15 protein-coding genes are annotated in these 17,373 nt (G+C 74.3%); 13 read left to right on the forward strand and 2 right to left on the reverse strand.

What is annotated here, in order from left to right:
- Positions 1-114: 114 nt before the first annotated feature.
- Positions 115-666: an HAD family hydrolase gene (locus tag FHD63_RS00845; RefSeq protein ID WP_139719328.1), complete on the reverse strand. Its 552-nt coding sequence runs from the start codon at positions 664-666 to the stop codon at positions 115-117.
- 122 nt (positions 667-788) lie between these two features.
- Positions 789-1,121, reverse strand: coding sequence for a rhodanese-like domain-containing protein (locus FHD63_RS00850; RefSeq protein ID WP_139719330.1), 333 nt, complete (start codon positions 1,119-1,121; stop codon positions 789-791).
- A 150-nt stretch (positions 1,122-1,271) separates the two neighbouring features.
- On the opposite strand from FHD63_RS00850, the gene FHD63_RS00855 reads away from it, so the two are divergent.
- The 13 genes from FHD63_RS00855 to FHD63_RS16830 all read left to right on the forward strand — a co-directional run bounded on the left by FHD63_RS00855 (position 1,272) and on the right by FHD63_RS16830 (position 17,370).
- Complete coding sequence (locus FHD63_RS00855) at positions 1,272-1,949, forward strand: SAF domain-containing protein (protein ID WP_158296676.1); 678 nt, start codon at positions 1,272-1,274, stop codon at positions 1,947-1,949.
- 7 nt (positions 1,950-1,956) lie between these two features.
- Positions 1,957-2,955 (forward strand): CpaE/TadZ family protein, encoded by a 999-nt coding sequence (locus FHD63_RS00860; RefSeq protein WP_139719334.1) that lies wholly within the window; start codon positions 1,957-1,959, stop codon positions 2,953-2,955.
- Complete coding sequence (locus FHD63_RS00865) at positions 2,952-4,310, forward strand: TadA family conjugal transfer-associated ATPase (protein WP_238705716.1); 1,359 nt, start codon at positions 2,952-2,954, stop codon at positions 4,308-4,310. The genes FHD63_RS00860 and FHD63_RS00865 overlap by 4 nt, the downstream gene beginning before the upstream one ends.
- Entirely contained in the window at positions 4,310-5,251 is a 942-nt protein-coding gene (locus FHD63_RS00870) for a type II secretion system F family protein (protein WP_139719337.1), read from the forward strand. Before FHD63_RS00865 ends, FHD63_RS00870 begins: the two co-directional genes overlap by 1 nt.
- A gap of 5 nt (positions 5,252-5,256) precedes the next feature.
- Positions 5,257-6,192 (forward strand): type II secretion system F family protein, encoded by a 936-nt coding sequence (locus FHD63_RS00875; RefSeq protein WP_139719339.1) that lies wholly within the window; start codon positions 5,257-5,259, stop codon positions 6,190-6,192.
- 100 nt (positions 6,193-6,292) lie between these two features.
- Positions 6,293-6,502, forward strand: a complete 210-nt coding sequence (locus FHD63_RS00880; protein ID WP_139719341.1) for a hypothetical protein — start codon at positions 6,293-6,295, stop codon at positions 6,500-6,502.
- A complete protein-coding gene (locus tag FHD63_RS00885) occupies positions 6,502-6,966 on the forward strand; it encodes a TadE/TadG family type IV pilus assembly protein (RefSeq protein ID WP_139719343.1) in 465 nt (154 codons plus the stop codon). Before FHD63_RS00880 ends, FHD63_RS00885 begins: the two co-directional genes overlap by 1 nt.
- Positions 6,967-7,019: 53 nt before the next feature.
- The gene (locus FHD63_RS00890; protein WP_139719344.1) at positions 7,020-7,442 is read left to right on the forward strand and encodes a TadE/TadG family type IV pilus assembly protein; all 423 of its coding nucleotides are present in this window, start codon (positions 7,020-7,022) and stop codon (positions 7,440-7,442) included.
- Positions 7,439-8,032: a Tad domain-containing protein gene (locus tag FHD63_RS00895; RefSeq protein WP_139719346.1), complete on the forward strand. Its 594-nt coding sequence runs from the start codon at positions 7,439-7,441 to the stop codon at positions 8,030-8,032. The genes FHD63_RS00890 and FHD63_RS00895 overlap by 4 nt, the downstream gene beginning before the upstream one ends.
- 8 nt (positions 8,033-8,040) lie before the next feature.
- Complete coding sequence (locus FHD63_RS00900) at positions 8,041-8,796, forward strand: hypothetical protein (RefSeq protein ID WP_139719348.1); 756 nt, start codon at positions 8,041-8,043, stop codon at positions 8,794-8,796.
- A 2-nt stretch (positions 8,797-8,798) separates the two neighbouring features.
- Complete coding sequence (locus FHD63_RS00905; RefSeq protein ID WP_139719349.1) at positions 8,799-9,752, forward strand: hypothetical protein; 954 nt, start codon at positions 8,799-8,801, stop codon at positions 9,750-9,752.
- Positions 9,753-9,785: 33 nt separating this feature from the next.
- Entirely contained in the window at positions 9,786-12,686 is a 2,901-nt protein-coding gene (locus FHD63_RS00910) for a LysM peptidoglycan-binding domain-containing protein (RefSeq protein WP_139719351.1), read from the forward strand.
- 4 nt (positions 12,687-12,690) lie between these two features.
- A complete protein-coding gene (locus tag FHD63_RS16830) occupies positions 12,691-17,370 on the forward strand; it encodes an FtsK/SpoIIIE domain-containing protein (RefSeq protein WP_139719353.1) in 4,680 nt (1,559 codons plus the stop codon).
- The last annotated feature ends 3 nt before the right edge of the window (positions 17,371-17,373 follow it).

Raw genomic sequence — 17,373 nt, forward strand, 5'->3', positions numbered from 1 at the left:
GCGACTGCGCCGGGTGTGTCGTCCGACCGCCCTGCTCGGCGTCATGTCCGCTGCAGTCGCGCACCACCTCACGCGGGATCGGGCCGAGCGGGGCGCCCGGCCGCGCAGAGCGGGTCAGCGGGGGAGCGTGAACAGCTGTCCCCGCCAGCCGAAGGCACGGGCGGCGTCGACGTGGTCGCGGCGGTCGTCGGTGAAGGCGACCTCCGACGGCGCCACCGGGCGGCCCAGTCGACGTTCGACGGCGGCGTGCGCCGCGGCATACGCCTCGGGCTCGGGCGTGGCGCCCCTCGGCCCGGATGCGTGGCCCTGGAGGACAGCGAGGTGCTCGAGCCCGGCACGCTCCAGCTCGCTCGTGAGGCGGTCGCTGCCGTCGGTGAGCAGGACGACGGGTATGCCGTCCGCCGCCAGCGAGGCCAGCAGCTGCTCGACCGGGCCGAGGAGCGGCACCCCGTCGAGGTCGAGCACGGCCACGCCGGCACGTCGCAGGAACGCGGCGACCCGCCAGGGGCGGTCAGGCACGGGTTTGGCGGCGACGACGTCCACCTGCCGGATGCGCACCTCTCCACGCCGGCCGACGACGACCAGCTCGTCCTCGGTGGCGGCGAGCAGCTCGCCGATGGTGTCGGTCGCTCGCTCACCGTCCTCGACGAGGTGGCGCACCACCACCCGGGATCCGACCGTCAGGGGTCGTCGATGAGCGTCAGGCACGGGCACCCCACCGGACTCGCGAGGAGAGTATGCCTCTCTCTTGTCTCACGGTAAGAAACAGGAAGACTGGTGCAGAGCGGTCAGACGACCGTCGGCTCCTGGCCGTCGGACCCGCCGACCATGCTCTTGCCGGCCCGGCTCCACGCCTGCATGCCGCCCTCGACGTTGACGACGTCGAAACCCTGCTGCACGAGCCACTCCACGGCCCGTCCCGACCGCCCACCGCTGCGGCAGACGACCGGCAGCGACGTGGAGGTCTCGGGCAGCTCGTCGATGCGGGCGGGGATGTCGCCGAGGGGGAGGTGGACGGCGCCGGGTGCGTGGCCGGCCGCCCACTCCTCGGGCTCGCGGACGTCGATGACGACGGCGTCGTCCGCGACGTCGCTGACGGGGATGCTGGGGATGTCGCTCATGCCCTCACTATGGCACCGCCGGTCGTCGCGCGTCGCTAGGGGAACGCCGTGGCCAGGGTTAGAGTGGTCGGCGGCTGAGCACCGCACAGGGGTGATCGCCGCGCCACCGACTCGATGCTCCGGTCTGTGCCGGGAGGGGAACGACACCGTATGACCACCGCCACCTCTGGCGCGACAGCGTCACGCCTGCCCGCGCGCAGCCGCGACAAGCGCCCTGCGCTGGCCCTGCTGGCGCTCCTGCTGGTCCTCGTGGGGGCGCTCGGCAGCGCGCTGCTCGTCTACCGCACCGGCAACCGCGTGCAGGTCCTCGTCGCGGCCCAGACGATCCAGCAGGGGGCGGAGGTGACCGAGGACGACTTCAGCGTCGCCGAGATCGCCTTCGAGGACGGTGCCCAGGTGGTGAGCGCCGAGTCGCTGCCGCAGTTCGTCGGCTCGCAGGCGGTGAGCACCATCCCGCAGGGCAGCCTCGTCTCGGGCCAGATGTTCACCCCGTCCGAGCTGGCCGAGCCGGGGGTCCAGCAGGTCGGCGTGGTCGTGGCGTCCCCGGGGCGGCCGGCCGACGCGATGCGGGCCGGTGACATCGTGCGCGTCTTCGCCACGGCCCCCGAGTCGGCGGTGGCGGCCGCCGAGGACGCGGAGCAGCTGGTCGAGGCCGCCAAGGTGGTCGCGGTCGGTCCGGTCGTCGACACCAGCGACACCATCCACGTCACGCTGCTCCTGCCCGAGGACGCCGCGCCCGCCGTCGTCGCCGCGAGCGCGACCGGCACCGTGGCGCTGTCGTTGCTGCCGGCCGACACCACGCCGGTGGTCGACTGGCGCACGGAGTGAGCGCGACATGGCCCTGATCTCGTTCTTCAGCGCCAAGGGCGCACCCGGGGTCACGAGCACCGCGATGCTCGTGGCGGCCCTCTGGCCGCGCCCGACGCTGCTCGTCGACGCCGACGGCAACGGCGGTGACCTGCTCATGCGGCTCCCCTCGGAGTCGGGTCTGGCCCTGACCCAGCACCCGGGGCTGCTCACCCTGCTGCCGCTCGCCCGGCACGGCCTGTCCTCGGGCGTCGTCCTGGACCACTCGCAGGTGGCGCTCGGCGGCCAGCAGGTCCTCGTCGGCCTGGAGACCTCCGAGCAGGCCGAGGCGTCGGCCGCCCTGTGGCCGACGCTGGCCCGCGCCTTCCGCGAGGTGCCGGGCACCGACGTGGTCGTCGACGCCGGCCAGCTCGCGGCCCGCTCCGGCCAGCTCTCGCTGGTGCAGCGCAGCGACCTCGTCGTGGGCGTCGTACGGGCCGAGCCGGCCAGCGTCATGCACATGCGGGAGCGGCTGACGGTGCTGACGCAGACGTTCGCCGCCCTGGGGCCGGACGCCCCGAGGATCGGGCTGGTCGCGCTCTCGGGCGTCCAGCGCCAGGACGAGGCGTCCTCGGCGATCGCCACCGTGCGGGCGGACTTCCCGGACGTGCTGGACCTCGGCCAGGTCGCCCTCGACCCCCGCCCGGAGCGGATGTTCCACGGCGACCCGGTGTCGCGCCCGGAGCGGACCATGCTCGTGCGCTCGGGCCGCTCGCTGGTCGAGCGGCTCGTCGCCGCGCTCGGCCCTGCCGTGGTCCCCGTGGCGGCGACGGGTGAGGGTGCGGACGAGGACGCGAGGAGCGGGGAGACCACGGACCAGCCCGCCGCCCCCGGCACGGCGACGGAGCAGGAGGAGGCCGCCGACGGCATACCCGGGGGTGAGCCCGCCGAGGCCGCCGGTGCCGTCGACGAGCAGCAGGACGCGGCCCAGGGCGAGAGGCGCCTGCGCCGCGAGCGACCCAGGAAGAAGAGGTGGAGCCTGCGATGACCACGTCCTCGACCCCCCTGCTGGCGGGCGCGAGCCCCGAGCAGCAGGCGGAGATGAACCAGCTGGTCCGCACCCTGCGCTCGCAGGTCGCCGACCGGCTCAACCAGCAGCGCCGCCGCGACGAGGTCGCCGGCCGCTCGCCCATGAGCAGCGAGGACGAGCGGCACTTCGCCCGCTCCCTCATCGTCCAGGTCCTCGAGGACCACGCCACCCTCATGATCACCGAGGGACGGGTGCCGCCCACCGCGGAGGAGGAGGAGCGGGTCGCCGCGGCGATCCACGCCGCGCTCTTCGGCGTCGGCCGGCTGCAGCCGCTGCTGGAGGACCGCGAGGTCGAGAACATCGACATCAACGGCTGCGACCGGGTCTTCGTGGGGTACGCCGACGGTCACGAGGAGATCGCGCCCCCGGTCGCGGACAGCGACGAGGAGCTCATCGAGCTCATCCAGATCCTCGCGGCCAACGTGGGTCTGACCTCCCGACCCTTCGACTCGGCCAACCCGCAGCTGGACCTGCGGCTGCCGGACGGCTCCCGGCTATCGGCCGTCATGGGCGTCTGCCAGCGGCCGTCGCTGTCGATCCGCCGGGCCCGGCTCGGCCAGGTCAGCCTGGAGGACCTGCTGGCGACCCAGACCTTCAGCGAGGACGTCATGCGCTTCCTCAAGGCGGCGGTCGCGGCCCGCAAGAACATCATGATCGCGGGGGCCACCAACTCGGGAAAGACCACGATGCTGCGCGCGATGGCCGCGGAGATCCCGTCCGAGGAACGGCTCATCACCGTGGAGCGGGCGCTGGAGCTGGGGCTGGACAAGTTCGAGGACCAGCACCCCAACGTCGTCGCCTTCGAGGAGCGGCTGCCCAACTCCGAGGGTGTGGGCATGGTGACGATGGCCGAGCTGGTGCGCCGCAGCCTGCGGATGAACCCCTCACGGGTCATCGTCGGCGAGGTGCTGGGCGACGAGATCGTCACCATGCTCAACGCGATGAGCCAGGGCAACGACGGCTCCCTGTCGACGATCCACGCCAACTCCTCGATGGAGGTCTTCAACCGCATCGCGACGTATGCCCTGCAGGCGGAGGAGAACCTCCCGGTCGAGGCGACGCACATGCTCATCGCGGGCTCCATCAACTTCGTCGTCTTCATGCGCAAGAAGAACGAGCACGCGACCGGCGGTGGCCTCATGCGCGGGGTGCAGTCGATCCGGGAGGTCACCGGCGTCGACGGCCGGGTGCTCTCCTCGGAGGTCTTCGCGGCCGGACCGGACGGCGTGGCCCGGGCCAAGGCGCCCATCGAGTGCATCGACGACCTGGTGCCCTTCGGCTACACGCCGACGCCGGTCACCCGGTGGGACTGATGGGCCAGCTCTACACGCTGCTCCTGCCCATGGCGACCGGTGCGGTCGTCGGGCTGGGGCTCTACGTCGCCGTCCTCGCGGTGGTCGGCCTGCCCGAGCGCGACCCGTCCACGCCGCGGCGCTTCGAGAACGTCACGCTGGGCGGGGTCAGCCGTCGCCTCGTCGCCGGCGTCGTGGTCGGCCTGCTCGTGCTCCTGCTGACCCGCTGGGTGGTGGCCGCGGTCGGGATCGGGCTGCTCGCCGGGCTGTGGGACCAGCTCACCGGCGACTCCCGCGCCGAGACCGCCGGCATCAACAAGCTCGAGGCGCTGGCCACGTGGACCGAGTCGTTGCGCGACACCATCGCCGGGGCCGTCGGGCTGGAGCAGGCCATCCCCGCCACGGCCGTCAACGCCGGGCCCTCCATCCGGTCCTCGCTCAACCTCCTCGTCGACCGGCTGCGCATCCGCGAGCCGCTGTCGGAGGCCCTCATCGACTTCGCCGAGGACCTCGACGACCCCTCCGCCGACGTCATCTGCTCGGCGCTCGTGCTCAACGCGCGGCTGCGCGGGCCGGGCCTGCGCGACGTCCTGGGCGCGCTCGCGGTGTCCACCCGCGAGGAGCTGGACATGCGACGGCGCATCTCCGCCAGCCGGCGCTCCATCCGGCGCTCGGTGAAGATCATCGTCATCATCGTGCTGTCCGTCATGGGCGGCCTGGCGCTCTTCAACCGGGTCTACGTCGAGCCCTACTCCAGCCTGGCCGGCCAGGGCGTGCTGCTCGTCGTGGCGGGCCTGTTCGCCGGCGGCCTGCTCTGGATGCGCAAGCTGTCCGAGCCGCAGAAGCTCAGCCGCTTCCTCGTGGTCAACCGGGCGGCCCGGGCGCGGGACATGGAGCAGCTGCTCGACGACGTCCGGGAGGGCGCCCAGACCGGGCGCTCGGGCCGCGGGGGCCGACGGTGAGCGCCATGGTCTGGCCGATGCTGGCCGGGGGCCTCGTCGGCCTGGGCGTCTACCTCTTCATCCGCACCCTGCTGCGTCCCCGGCCCGGGGTGGCGACCCTCGTGGCCCGGATCGACGCGGGGTCGCGCTCGATGCAGACGCACACGCTCTCGGAGTACGACACGTCGTTCGCCGACATGAGCAGCCGTGGCCGCTCGGTCATGACGGGTCTCGCGGACCGCTTCGAGGTGCTGGCCGCCCAGCGTGGCTGGCAGATGAGCCGGCACCGCGCCGACCTCACGATCCTCAACCGCAGCGTCGGCGCCATGCTGGCGCTCAAGGTCGTGAGCGGCACGATGCTGCTCCTCGTGGGACCCCTGGTGTGGGGGGCGCTGCGGCTCGGTGGCCTGGACGTCGGCCCGTCCATGCCCCTCGGCCTGGGGCTCCTGCTGGGCCTGCTCGGCTTCTTCCTGCCCGACGTCTCGCTGCGGGCCGAGGCCGAGCAGCGGCGGCGGGAGTTCCGCCGGACGGTGGGGATCTTCCTCGACCTGGTCGCGATGAACCTCGCCGGCGGCCGGGGGCTCCCCGAGGCGCTCCTCGCGGCCTCCTCGGTGAGCGACCACTGGTCCGTGGTCCGCATCCGCCAGACCCTGGCCAACGCGCGGCTCTTCGGCACCACCCCCTGGGAGGCCCTCGGGCGGCTCGGCAAGGACATCGGTCTGGAGGAGCTGGAGAGCCTGTCCGGCGCGCTGGTCCTGGCCGCCGACGACGGGGCGAAGATCCGCCAGTCCCTGTCCGCCCGCGCCACGACCATGCGCCGCAAGGCGCTGTCCGAGGCCGAGGGCGACGAGGGGGAGCGCTCCCAGTCCATGCTCATCGCCCAGATGCTGCTCGTGGTGGCGTTCCTGGTCTACCTCGCCTATCCGGCCCTGGTCGCGCTCATGACCGAGCAGGCCATCTGAGGGAACCTTCCCCGGACTGGCGTCGTCTGGGTAGTTGTGCAACTATCCTGAGTTGCGACCCCGGCATTCCCGGGGTCATGACCATGACCGAGGGGTGTCCATGAAATCGATGAGAGCGTATGCGCTGCGTGTCCGGCGTGACCTGATCGCCCAGAAGGACCGGGGGGCGTCCGCGCTGGAGTGGGCCCTCATCGCGGCGGTCGTCGTCGTCGCGGCAGCGCTCATCGGGGCCGCCGTCTACAACGTCATCGCCACGCGGGCCGCCCAGGTCGAGTCCTGCGGCAACGTGGGTCCGGGCGGCACCTGCTGATGCCCCTCCGCCGTCGCCCGCAGGTGCGGACGCGGCGGGAGGTCGGCCGGGGCGTCGACCGCGGCAGCTCGGCGCTGGAGCTGGCGATCGTCGCGCCGGTCCTGCTCTCGCTGATCTTCTTCAGCCTGCAGGCGGCGTTCTTCTTCTACGGCCGGGCCGCCGCCACGCACGCCGCCAGGGAAGGGGTGTCCATGCTCCGGCTCGCCGAGGACCGCTCCGACTACGCCGCGCTGCAGCCCGACGCGCTGGCCCGCACCGAGCGCTTCGCCGCCAACGTCGGCGGGCCGGGCCTCGTGGATCCCGAGGTGGGCAGCACCTACGTCGAGGAGGGTGACGGCACCGCCCGGGTGACGGTGACGGTGAGCGGCCGGGTCATCACGCTCGTGCCGGGCCTGCGGCTCACCGCCACCGCCGACGCCTCCGGGACCGTGGAGCGCTTCCTCGAGCCCGAGCTCGCCCCCTGACCCGGCCCGCACCCGAGACCACCGACACCAGAGCACACCGAGACGAGGACGACATGGGACGGCATACCGCCACCCGGGAGCGCGGGTCCATCGCGCTCGAGTTCGCCTTCGCCGCGCCCATCGTGCTGCTCATGCTGGCCCTGGCCTGGACCTTCGGCCGGGTGGCCTGGGCCAACGGCCACCTCGAGGCCGGCACCCGCGACGCCGCCCGGGTCGCCACCCAGGCCCGCTCCCTGCCCGAGGCCCGCACCAGCGCGATGGCGGTCCTGCAGGAGAACACCCGGGCGATCGACGGGTGCCCGGCCAGCCTGACGGTGCAGATCACCGGCGACTTCGAGCCCGGCTCCACCCTGACGGTGCAGGCCAGCTGCAGCTACGCCCTGTCCGACATCGGTATGCCCGGCGCCCCGGGGCGGGTCTCCCCCTCATCCTCCTTCGCCTCGGTCGTGGACCAGTACCGCGGGGTCGACCCGTGAGGCGGCTCGTGCGCGTGCTGCGCTCCGGCGGGGAGCGCGGGTCCATCCTCCCGGTCATCCCGGTCGTGGCGCTCTCGTTGCTGCTCATCGCCGGGCTGGTCATCGACGCCTCCCGACAGCTCAACGCGCGCAGCCAGGCGGTCGCCTACGCCGAGGAGGCCGCGCGCGCCGGGGCGCAGGCCGTCGAGCCGGAGCCCCCCGCCACCCTGGACCCGCAGCAGGCGCGACGCAACGTCGGCGACTACTGCGCCCAGGTGCTGCGGCGCAGCGCGGTGACCAGCTGCGGCGTCACCGACATCGAGCCGGCGAGCGACAGCCCACGGCCCTACACGATGGTCGTGCGGGTGGAGACGCAGATCCCCACGACCCTGCTGGGCATGGTGGGCGTGCGCAGCCTCAGCGCCTCCGGTGTCGGGCGTGCCGAGCCCGTGGCCGGGGAGCTGCTCGACCCGCCGGCGCCGCCCGACCCGGAGCCGGACCCCGGGCCCGACCCCGAACCCGGACCGCCGCCCGACCCGGAGCCCGGACCCCCCGCCGACCCCGAGCCAGGACCGCCGGCCGACCCCGAGCCAGGACCCCCCGCACCGTGAGGACCAGGATGACGACGACGACCTCCCCGACGACGACGGACGGCGCCCGCGGTGGGCTGATGGCCGTCTGCTGCGCGCTGCCGCTCCTGCTGGGTGCGTGCGGCACCTCGGACGACGTGCCGCAGAGCTCGCCGACCGCCCTGTCCTCCGACGACGCGGCCCCGGCGACGGACGAGCCGACCACCGAGGAGCCGACGGCCACCTCCGCGGAGCCCACCGGGGAGGAGACCGACGAGGAGCCGCCCTCGGAGGGGGCCGAGGGCGAGGGCGCCGAGGACCGACCGGAGACGTGGGCCACCTTCACCGCGGAGCCACCGCCGCTCGTGGTCGAGGAGGGCGAGCTCGACGACGACCCCCGCGTCCTGGCGGTCGCACGCTTCAACGAGGCGTTCGCCCGCGCTGCCACGGCCGACGACCCCCAGGACCAGGATTGGCTCGCCACCCTCGACGAGGACGGCCTCGAGGGTCTCGTGGAGGTCTTCGAGGAGGAGTTCGGTCGCGCCTACCCCGGCCCGCTGCCCTTCACGCCCCTGCAGGTCACCGAGCTGGAGGACGGGACATGGTCGGTCCAAGGATGTATGGTGACGGACGGGTTCTCGGCCGATCCCTCGCGCTCGGACGACGGCATGACGGGACTGGAGGTGTCGTCGATCGAGTACTCGCTCGTGAACGACCCGGGCGCTGAGGGGGACTATCTCGTCGAGGCGCTGTACTCCGGCACCATCAACTGCTCGACCACCGAGGTGGAGACACGATCATGGTAATCATGCCCGCCCTGCGCTCGCGCGGAGCCGCGGCCGCCCTGGCCGGCGCGCTCGTGCTGACAGCCCTTTCCCCGGCAGCCCAGGCCGGGGTCAACACCGAGCCACGTGAGGGCCAGCCCGTGGTGTGGCCCTCCGAGAACCGCACCCGCATCAAGACCTACCAGACCGGGGGAGGCGCCTGCTCGCTCATCGCCTCGCCGAACTCGGTCGGCGGCGTGTGCGTGTCGGCCAACGCCTCGGACGGGCCCGGCATCCGCGAGGTCCTCAAGGGTGACGACCTGCCGGACTGCTGGCACGAGCGGCTGACGCCGGACGAGCTGCGCGACACCGAGCTGCAGGCGCCACCGGAGGGCACGCACTACTACTGGCACCGGTGCCTGCGCGGCATCGACCGCAAGACCCTGGAGATCGAGCCCGGGGGCCTCTTCTTCGCCGTCGGCATCTGGATCTACGAGCCCGACGACCCCGAGCTCACCGAGCTCACCCCCAACCAGCAGGCCTTCATCGACCGTTTCGTGCGGCGCGGCAACGTGCCCGACCCGGTCATGCTCTCCTCGCCGAGCGCCGTCCCGTGGGTCAACGACGACGTGGCCTTCTACAACGCGGGCGAGGACGAGCTGCACGTCGACCTGTCCATCCCGGGCGTGGAGATGCGGGGCCGGATCACCGAGCTGCTCGTCTACCCCGAGGGTCGTGGGGGGCCGGTCGTGCGCTGCCCCGGTGGCGGTCGCGAGGTCGATGCGGACGACACGCCGCAGACCGTGCCCGACGCCTGCTGGCACGCCTACGAGCAGGCCAGCCAGACCCAGCCGGACGACACCTACCAGGGCGAGATCCACGCCCAGTGGCAGATCGACGCGCGCATCCAGGGCGAGTGGCAGCCCTTCCACTCCTTCGTCAAGAGCGGCGAGGGACTCATGCAGGTCAACGAGGTCCAGGCTCTGGTCCGCCCGTGACCTGAGCCGACAGCGATCCGGGGAGGATCACCGATGAGCACCACCACACCCAGGCGTCCCAGGTCCGGGCGCACCCCGTCAGCGGGCTTCCAGCCTCGCACGGCGGCCGACCACCTGCCCCGCCCGGAGCAGACCGAGCGGTCCGTCCCTCGCGGGCTGGCGGCCCTGCTCGGCCTGCTGGTGCTGGTCGTCGGGGTGCCGGTGGGGCTCGTGCTCCTCGTCGGCAACCCCCTCCCGACCGCCGCACCGAGCCTCGACTGGCTGACCGCCCCGGTGACCGCCGAGGCGCTCATCAACATCGTGGCGGTGCTGGTGTGGCTCGTGTGGGCCCACTTCGTCGTCTGCCTCGTCGCCGAGTGGCGGGCGGTGCGCGCCGGGCGGCTGCCGGGGATGGTTCCGGCGGGGGCCGGGTCCCAGCTCGTCGCCCGCCGTCTCATCGCCGGCGTCCTCCTCCTGGCGGGGTCGGCGACCATGACGGGTCAGGCACCCGGGCAGTCCGGGGCCCCGGCGGCCTCCGTGGTGAGCACCGCGCAGGCCGGTGCCGCCGCCGAGCAGGGAGCGACGGGCGGGGTCGGCGTCGGGGAGGCCGGGGCGCAGGAGGACTCCGCCTCCAGCGCGTCCGGCGCCGTGGCCGAGACCACGGTCACCTCCTCCACGGTCACCAAGTTCTACGAGGTCAAGCCGCCGGCCGGCCGCCACCACGACACCCTCTGGGACATCGCCGACCGGACGCTGGGGGACCCCTACCGCTACAAGGAGCTCTACCAGCTCAACCAGGGCCGGACGCAGCCCGACGGACGCAAGCTGCAGGAGGCCGACCTCATCCAGCCGGGCTGGCAGCTCGTCATGCCGGCCGACGCGACCGGCCCGGACATCACCTCGGTGCGCACCCAGGCGCCGGCCGCGACGCCCACGGCGGGCCCGGAGGCCAGCCAGGCCGTCCTCGACGAGCTGGGCGGACGCACCGCGGACGTCACCGCTCAGGCCGCGGGAGAGGCCGGCTCCGGCGCGGTCGGCCAGGCGGCCGACCTCGCGGTGTCCGCCGACGGTGGGGCCTCGGCGGACACCGCAGCCACCCCGACCGAGGGGGGCGGGGCCGAGCAGGTCCGGTTGGGCGACCTGGCCCTCGGGGGCGGCATGGTGCTGGCCGGCCTCGCGCTGGCGCTCTCCACCCGCCGCGGCGCCTACGGCGACCCCGGCGCGCCCGAGCAGGCCCTCCGGCTGGCGGCCGACGGCGGACGGGCCGAGCTGCTGGACCGGGGGCTGCGGGTGCTGGCGGCCGGCCGCCGCGACCAGGGGCTCGACCTGCCGGACGCGGCCGCGGTCTACGTCGGGGACGAGCAGCTCGTCGTCCACCTCGCGGGGGGCGCCGAGCACCCCGCACCCCCGGCGCCCTGGCAGCAGACCGAGGAGGGCGGTGTCTGGGTGCTGCGCGCGGACGACCTGGAGGGCCACCCCGTGACCGGTCCGGCCCCCTGGCCGGCCCTCGTCAACGTGGCCCGGTCCCACGGCTTCGACCTGCTCGTCGACCTGGAGTACGCCCCCGGGCTGGTGAGCATCGGCGGCGACCCGCAGGTCGCCCGGGAGGTCGCCCTGTCCACCGTCGTCGACCTCGTGACCCACCCGTGGTCGGACGGGGCCCGGGCCACCCTGGTCGGCTTCGCCGGGAGCGGCACCGAGGCGCTGGCCGACCTCGCCCCCGGACGCATCCACCAGGTCCGCTCGATCGAGGACGCGCTGGAGGTCGGGCGGCGTGACGTGGAGGCCTACCGCTCCCGGCTGCGCGGGCTCGGGGTCGACGGGGTGCTCGCGGGGCGCTCGGCCGGGGCGGGACAGGACCTGCGGCCGCACGTCATCGTCCTGTCGGGCAGCCCGGGTCCCCAGGAGGCGCAGCAGCTGACGGAGCTGCTCGCCGCGGGCCGCACCGGGCTGGCGGTCCTCTGCGTCGGCCAGACCCTGTCCGCGCGCTGGCGGTTCGTCGTCGACGGGTCGGGGCAGCTGGACCTGGGCGTGCTCGGGCTGTCCGGCACGGCCCGTCGACTCCGCCACGGGGACCTGGACCGGATCGCCGGGTGGGTGCGGGAGGCCGCCGAGGACGGTGCCGAGGCCGCCGCCCGCACGGCCGCCCTGGGTCCGCTGGACGCCGTCGCGACGCTGCCCGCGCAGCGTCGCCCCGTCGCGGAGGCCGCCCCGATGCGGGACCGGCAGTCGGCCCTCGTCCACGTCGGACTCCTCGGACCGGTGCTGGTCCAGGCCCCCGGCCAGGTCACCCCGGCCCGGGAGGAGCTGCTGACCGAGCTGGTCACCCTGGTGGCCCTGCACCCGGAGGGGGTGCACGACGCGGTGCTGCGCATCTCCCTGTGGCCCCGCGGGGTCGAGGACGACGTGGTGGAGGCGACCCTGGCCTCGGCCACGCAGTGGCTCGGCACCGGCAGCGACGGCACGCCGGTGCTGGACCGCGACGAGACCGGTCGCTGGCGTCTCGGCCCGGAGGTGCACGTCGACTGGTCGGAGCTGACGGCCCTGGCCGGGCGGCGCGACACCCCGCCGCGCGACCTGGCGGAGGTCCTGGGTCAGGCCCGTGGACCGGCCTTCTCCGGCACCCCCGGCACCCGCTACGGCTGGTTGGCCTTCCACCAGGCGGCCCGGGACGCCCGCGTCGTCGTCACCGCCGTGGCCCGGCACACCGCCTCGGCGCTCGCCGGCTCCGGCGACCGGCCGGGCGCCGAGCAGGCCCTGCGCGACGGTCTGACCCTCGTGCCGCAGGCCCAGGCCCTGTGGCGCGACCTGCTGCGTCTCCTCGGCGGGTCGGACCCCGACCACGCGGCCGGGGTGACCAGGGAGATGACGGCCGCCCTGGGCGACGCCGCTCTGGAGCCGGAGACCGTGTCCCTCGTCCAGCACCTCAGCCCGGACCTGCGCGAGCTCGGGTGAGCCGGTGCGGCTGCTGATCACGGCGATCGCCGCGGCCGAGGGCCCCTCGGACCCGCTGGACCTCGTCGTCGACACCGAGGACGACGCCACGGTCGGCGACCTCGCCCTCGCCCTGGCCCGCCGGGTGGCCGACGCGCCGGCGGGCCCGCGCCCGTTCGCCGGGCTGGGGGCGGGCGGTGGGGCCGAGGCCCAGGTCCCCCAGCTGCGCGTCGTGCGGAGCGAGGACGGACCCTCCTCGGCCCCGGTCGCGCTCGCCGACCGGGAGCGCGAGACCGTGACCGCCCCTGCGCTCTACGTGGGTGACCGGCGGCTCGACCCGGGTATGCCGCTGACCGCGAGCCCGGTACGCCACGGCTCCGTGGTCGGCGTCGGGGGGTCGGTGGGCGACCTGCTGGCCGAGCCGCGGGGGGCCGTGGAGGTCCGGATCTCCTCCGGCCCCGGGGCGGGAACGGTGGCCCGGCTCAGCACCGGTGAGCACGTGGTCGGCAGCACGGTGCACGCTGCGGTGGCGATGCCCCCGGTCGGTCTGCCGGAGGTCTGCCTGACCGTGCAGGTGCGGCCCGACGGCACGGTCGTCCTCGACCCGGACCCGGACCTGCTGGGCGTGCTGCAGCAGCCGGTGTGGCGCAGCCGTCCGCTGCCGGGCCCGATCGTGCTCGACGCCGAGGCCGAGATCCAGCAGCGACGCGCCGGCGAGAGCACCTACAGCGAGCTGCCGCCGGGGACCCGCGTCATCGGCGCCGACGCGCCCACGCCCCTGCTGCACATCGACCGCGAGGAGGTGGCGCCGGGCCAGGTGTGGGAGCCGGGACAGGCCCTCGTGGTCGGCCCCTGCCTGCTCGAGCTCACCGTGCCGACGGCGCCGGACGCCTCCCTCTCCTTGAGCCCGCAGGGCGCCACCCTCGACTACAACCGACCGCCGCGCCTGCTGCCCGCCGCCCGGCAGACCGAGTTCACCCTGCCCAACGAGCCTCGACGGCCGCTGGGCCAGCAGATCCCCTGGGCCTTCATCTTCCTGCCGGCCTTCGCGGGCCTGGCGATGTACCTCATCACGGGCCGCCTCTACACGCTCATCTTCATCGCGCTGACCCCGCTCATGGCCATCTCCAACTGGGTGAGCGGCCGGTCGCAGGAGCGCAAGCGCTACCGCAACGACTTCGCGGAGTACACCGCCCGCATGAAGAAGGTGCAGCAGAGCGCGCTCGACGGCCTCTCCGACGAGAGGTCGGCACGGCGACGCGACTTCGCCGACCCCGGCGAGGTGCTCATGACCGCCATCGGTCCCCGGCGCCGTCTGTGGGAGCGGCGGCGCAGCGACCCGGACTGGCTGGTGGCCCGCTTCGGCACCGCCGACCAGGTGTCCTCGGTGACGGTGAAGTCCAACGCCCGTGAGGAGCACGAGGGGGACCTCGCGTGGACGGCTCCCGACGTCCCCGTCACCGTGGGCCTGCTGGAGGCCGGTGTCACCGGCCTGGCCGGTCCGGCCCGACGCGCGGTGGGACGGTGGGTGGTGGCCCAGCTGGCGGTCCTGCACTCCCCGGTGGACCTGGACATGACCCTGCTCACCTCGCCCGACGGGGAGGCCGACTGGCACTGGACGCGGTGGCTGCCGCACCTGCGCTCCGACGACGGCGACCCGGAGCTGGCCCAGGTCGGCGTGGACGAGGAGACCACGGCCCGACGGATCGCCGAGCTGGTGGCCGAGCTCGAGCGCCGGCTCGAGCTCGCCGACTCGGGCTCGTTCTCGAGCAAGGGCGTCACCTTCCCCCCGTTGCTCGTCGTCCTCGACGGGTCCCGCCGGCTGCGCCTGCTGCCCGGCATGGTGCCGCTGCTGCAGCGCGGGCCGTCGGTGGGGATCACCTTCCTGTGCCTGGACGAGGACGAGCGGCTGCTGCCCGAGGAGTGCCGCGCGGTCGTCCAGGCCGACGAGCCGCTCATGCGGGTCACGGTGAGCGAGCAGTGGGTCATCGAGGGGGTCCGGCCCGACCTGGTCAGCCCGGCGTGGGCGGAGCGGGTGGCGCGTGCCGTGGCCCCGGTGCGGGACGTCTCCGCCGAGGACGCCGCCGCGACGATCCCGACCTCGAGCCGGCTGCTCGACGTGCTCCGGCTCGACCCGCCCACCGCCGCCGCCGTGCAGGAGCGCTGGGTGTCGGTCGGGCGGACCACCCGGGCCGTCATCGGGGAGGGGACGGACGGGGCCTTCGCCATCGACATGGTCAAGGACGGCCCGCACGGTCTGGTGGCGGGCACCACGGGCTCGGGCAAGTCCGAGCTGCTGCAGACCGTCATCGCCTCGCTCGCGGTGCACAACCGCCCCGACGAGATGACCTTCGTGCTCGTCGACTACAAGGGCGGTGCGGCGTTCAAGGACTGCAACCGGCTGCCGCACACCGTCGGCATGGTGACCGACCTGGACGGCCACCTGACCGGCCGGGCGCTGGAGTCGCTCGGGGCCGAACTGCGTCGGCGCGAGCACCAGCTGGCCGGCGCCGACGCCAAGGACATCGAGGACTACCTCGCGACCCGGGGGCCTGACGACGAGCCCATGCCGCGGCTGCTCATCGTCATCGACGAGTTCGCCGCGCTGGTGGCCGAGCTGCCCGACTTCGTCACCGGGCTGGTCGACATCGCCCGGCGCGGACGGTCCCTGGGTGTGCACCTCATCCTGGCGACGCAGCGGCCGGCGGGCGTGGTGAGCGCCGAGATCAAGTCCAACACCAACCTGCGCATCGCCCTGCGCGTGACCGACTCGGGTGACTCCCAGGACGTCATCGAGGCGCGCGACGCGGCCGAGATCTCCCAGTCGACGCCCGGTCGCGCCTACGCCCGGCTCGGTCACTCCAGCCTCATCCCCTTCCAGTCCTCGCGGGTGGGTGGCCGGCCGCGAGGGGAGGGCCGGGCCGCCGAGGTCGAGCTGCGGGGTATGCCGTTCGCCGAGCTCGGGGTCGCGCCGCCGCGCGCGCAGGCCGCGGAGGAGGACGTCTCGGTCCCCACCGACCTCGCGGCCCTCGTGCAGGCCTGCCAGCAGGCGAGCGAGGAGTCGGGGGTGCAGGCCCCGGCCAGCCCGTGGCTGCCGGCCCTGGACGACGTGGTCACCCTCGAGCAGGTGCTGGAGCAGTTCCCGGACGCGGTGCCGGAGCCAGGTCGGATGCGGCTGCCGCTGGGGGTCGTCGACCTGCCCGCGCAGCAGCGTCGCGACGTGGCGGCCTACAGCCTCGCCACCGGTGCCCACCTGGCGATCGTCGGGGCCGCGCGCACCGGCCGCTCGAGCGTGCTGCGGGTGCTCGCCGGCGCCGTCGCCCGGGACCTGTCGCCCGAGGACGTGCACGTCTACGGCGTCGACTGCGGCAACAACGCCCTGCTGCCCCTGCAGGCCCTCCCGCACGTGGGAGCCGTCGTCCTGCGTGACCAGACCGACCGCATGGAGCGGCTGGTCGGCCGCCTGCGCGCGCTCATCAGCGAGCGGCAGCAGCTGCTGGCGCAGGCCGGTTACGCCGATGTCGCCGAGCAGCGGGCGGCCGTGCCGCAGGAGGAGCGCCTGCCCTACGTGCTCGTCCTCTTCGACCGCTGGGAGGGCTTCTTCCAGGTCTACGACTCGCTCGACGGGGGCCGGCTGGTGGCGGCCTTCCAGCAGATCCTGCAGGAGGGTGCTGCCGTCGGGGTGCGGGTCGTCATGACCGGTGACCGCTCCGTGGTCATGGGTCGCATGGGCACGCTGCTGGACGACAAGATCATGCTGCGCATGACCGACCCCAGCGACTTCGCGACCATCGGGATGTCCGCCAAGAAGGTGCCCGAGCGCATGCCCGAGGGGCGGGGCTTCCGTGCCGACGGGCTCCGGGAGACGCAGGTCGCGCTGCTGGCCGACGACCCGGCCGGGACCGCGCAGGTGCGCGCGCTCCAGGCGCTCGGCAAGGCGTCCGCACAGCGCTACCACGACCTGCCGCGTGCCCGCCGGCCGTTCCACGTCGACCTGCTGCCGGTCCGGTTCACCGCAGCGGAGGCCCACCGGCTGCGCGAGGAGGAGCGCGCGCAGGGGCTCGACGTCCCCGAGACCGCGCTGGCCGTCGCGGTGGGAGGCGACACCCTGGGTCTGCGGCACCTCGACGCGGCCGAGCACGGTCCTGCCGTGCTCGTCACCGGCCCGCGCCGCAGCGGCCGCTCCACGGTGCTGCGCCAGCTCGCCGACGAGGCCCTGCGCGCAGGGTGCCAGGTGGCCCTGGTGACGCCGCGCAAGAGCCCGCTGCGTGACCTCGCCGGATCGCCCGGGGTGCACGGCCCCTGGGACCTGGGCAGCGACCAGGGCGAGGTCACCGAGCAGCTGGCCACCCTGGTGGCGGGGGCGGACCCCCTGGTCGTGCTCGTCGACGACACCGAGCTGGTCGGCTCGGACGGGTGGCTGGCCGAGGCCCTCGTCAAGGCCGTCGAGCAGATGCGCGACTCCGACAGCATGCTCGTGGGGGCAGGCACGGCCTCCGACATGCAGAGCCACTACCGGGGCCCCTCCGCGGTGCTCAAGAAGGCCGGCACCGGTGTCCTGCTCAACCCGCAGTCCAGCGCCGACGCCGACCTCTTCGGGGCCCGGCTCAACCGGTCCGCCTACGGGCAGTCGTTGCCCCCGGGTGGCGGCTACCTCGTCGTGGCGGGCCAGGCGGAGCGGGTCCAGGTCGTCTGGCCCGGGTGAGAC

Origin of the sequence: Serinicoccus chungangensis (assembly GCF_006337125.1) — a bacterium.
GTDB classification, from domain to species: Bacteria; Actinomycetota; Actinomycetes; order Actinomycetales; family Dermatophilaceae; genus Ornithinicoccus; species Ornithinicoccus chungangensis.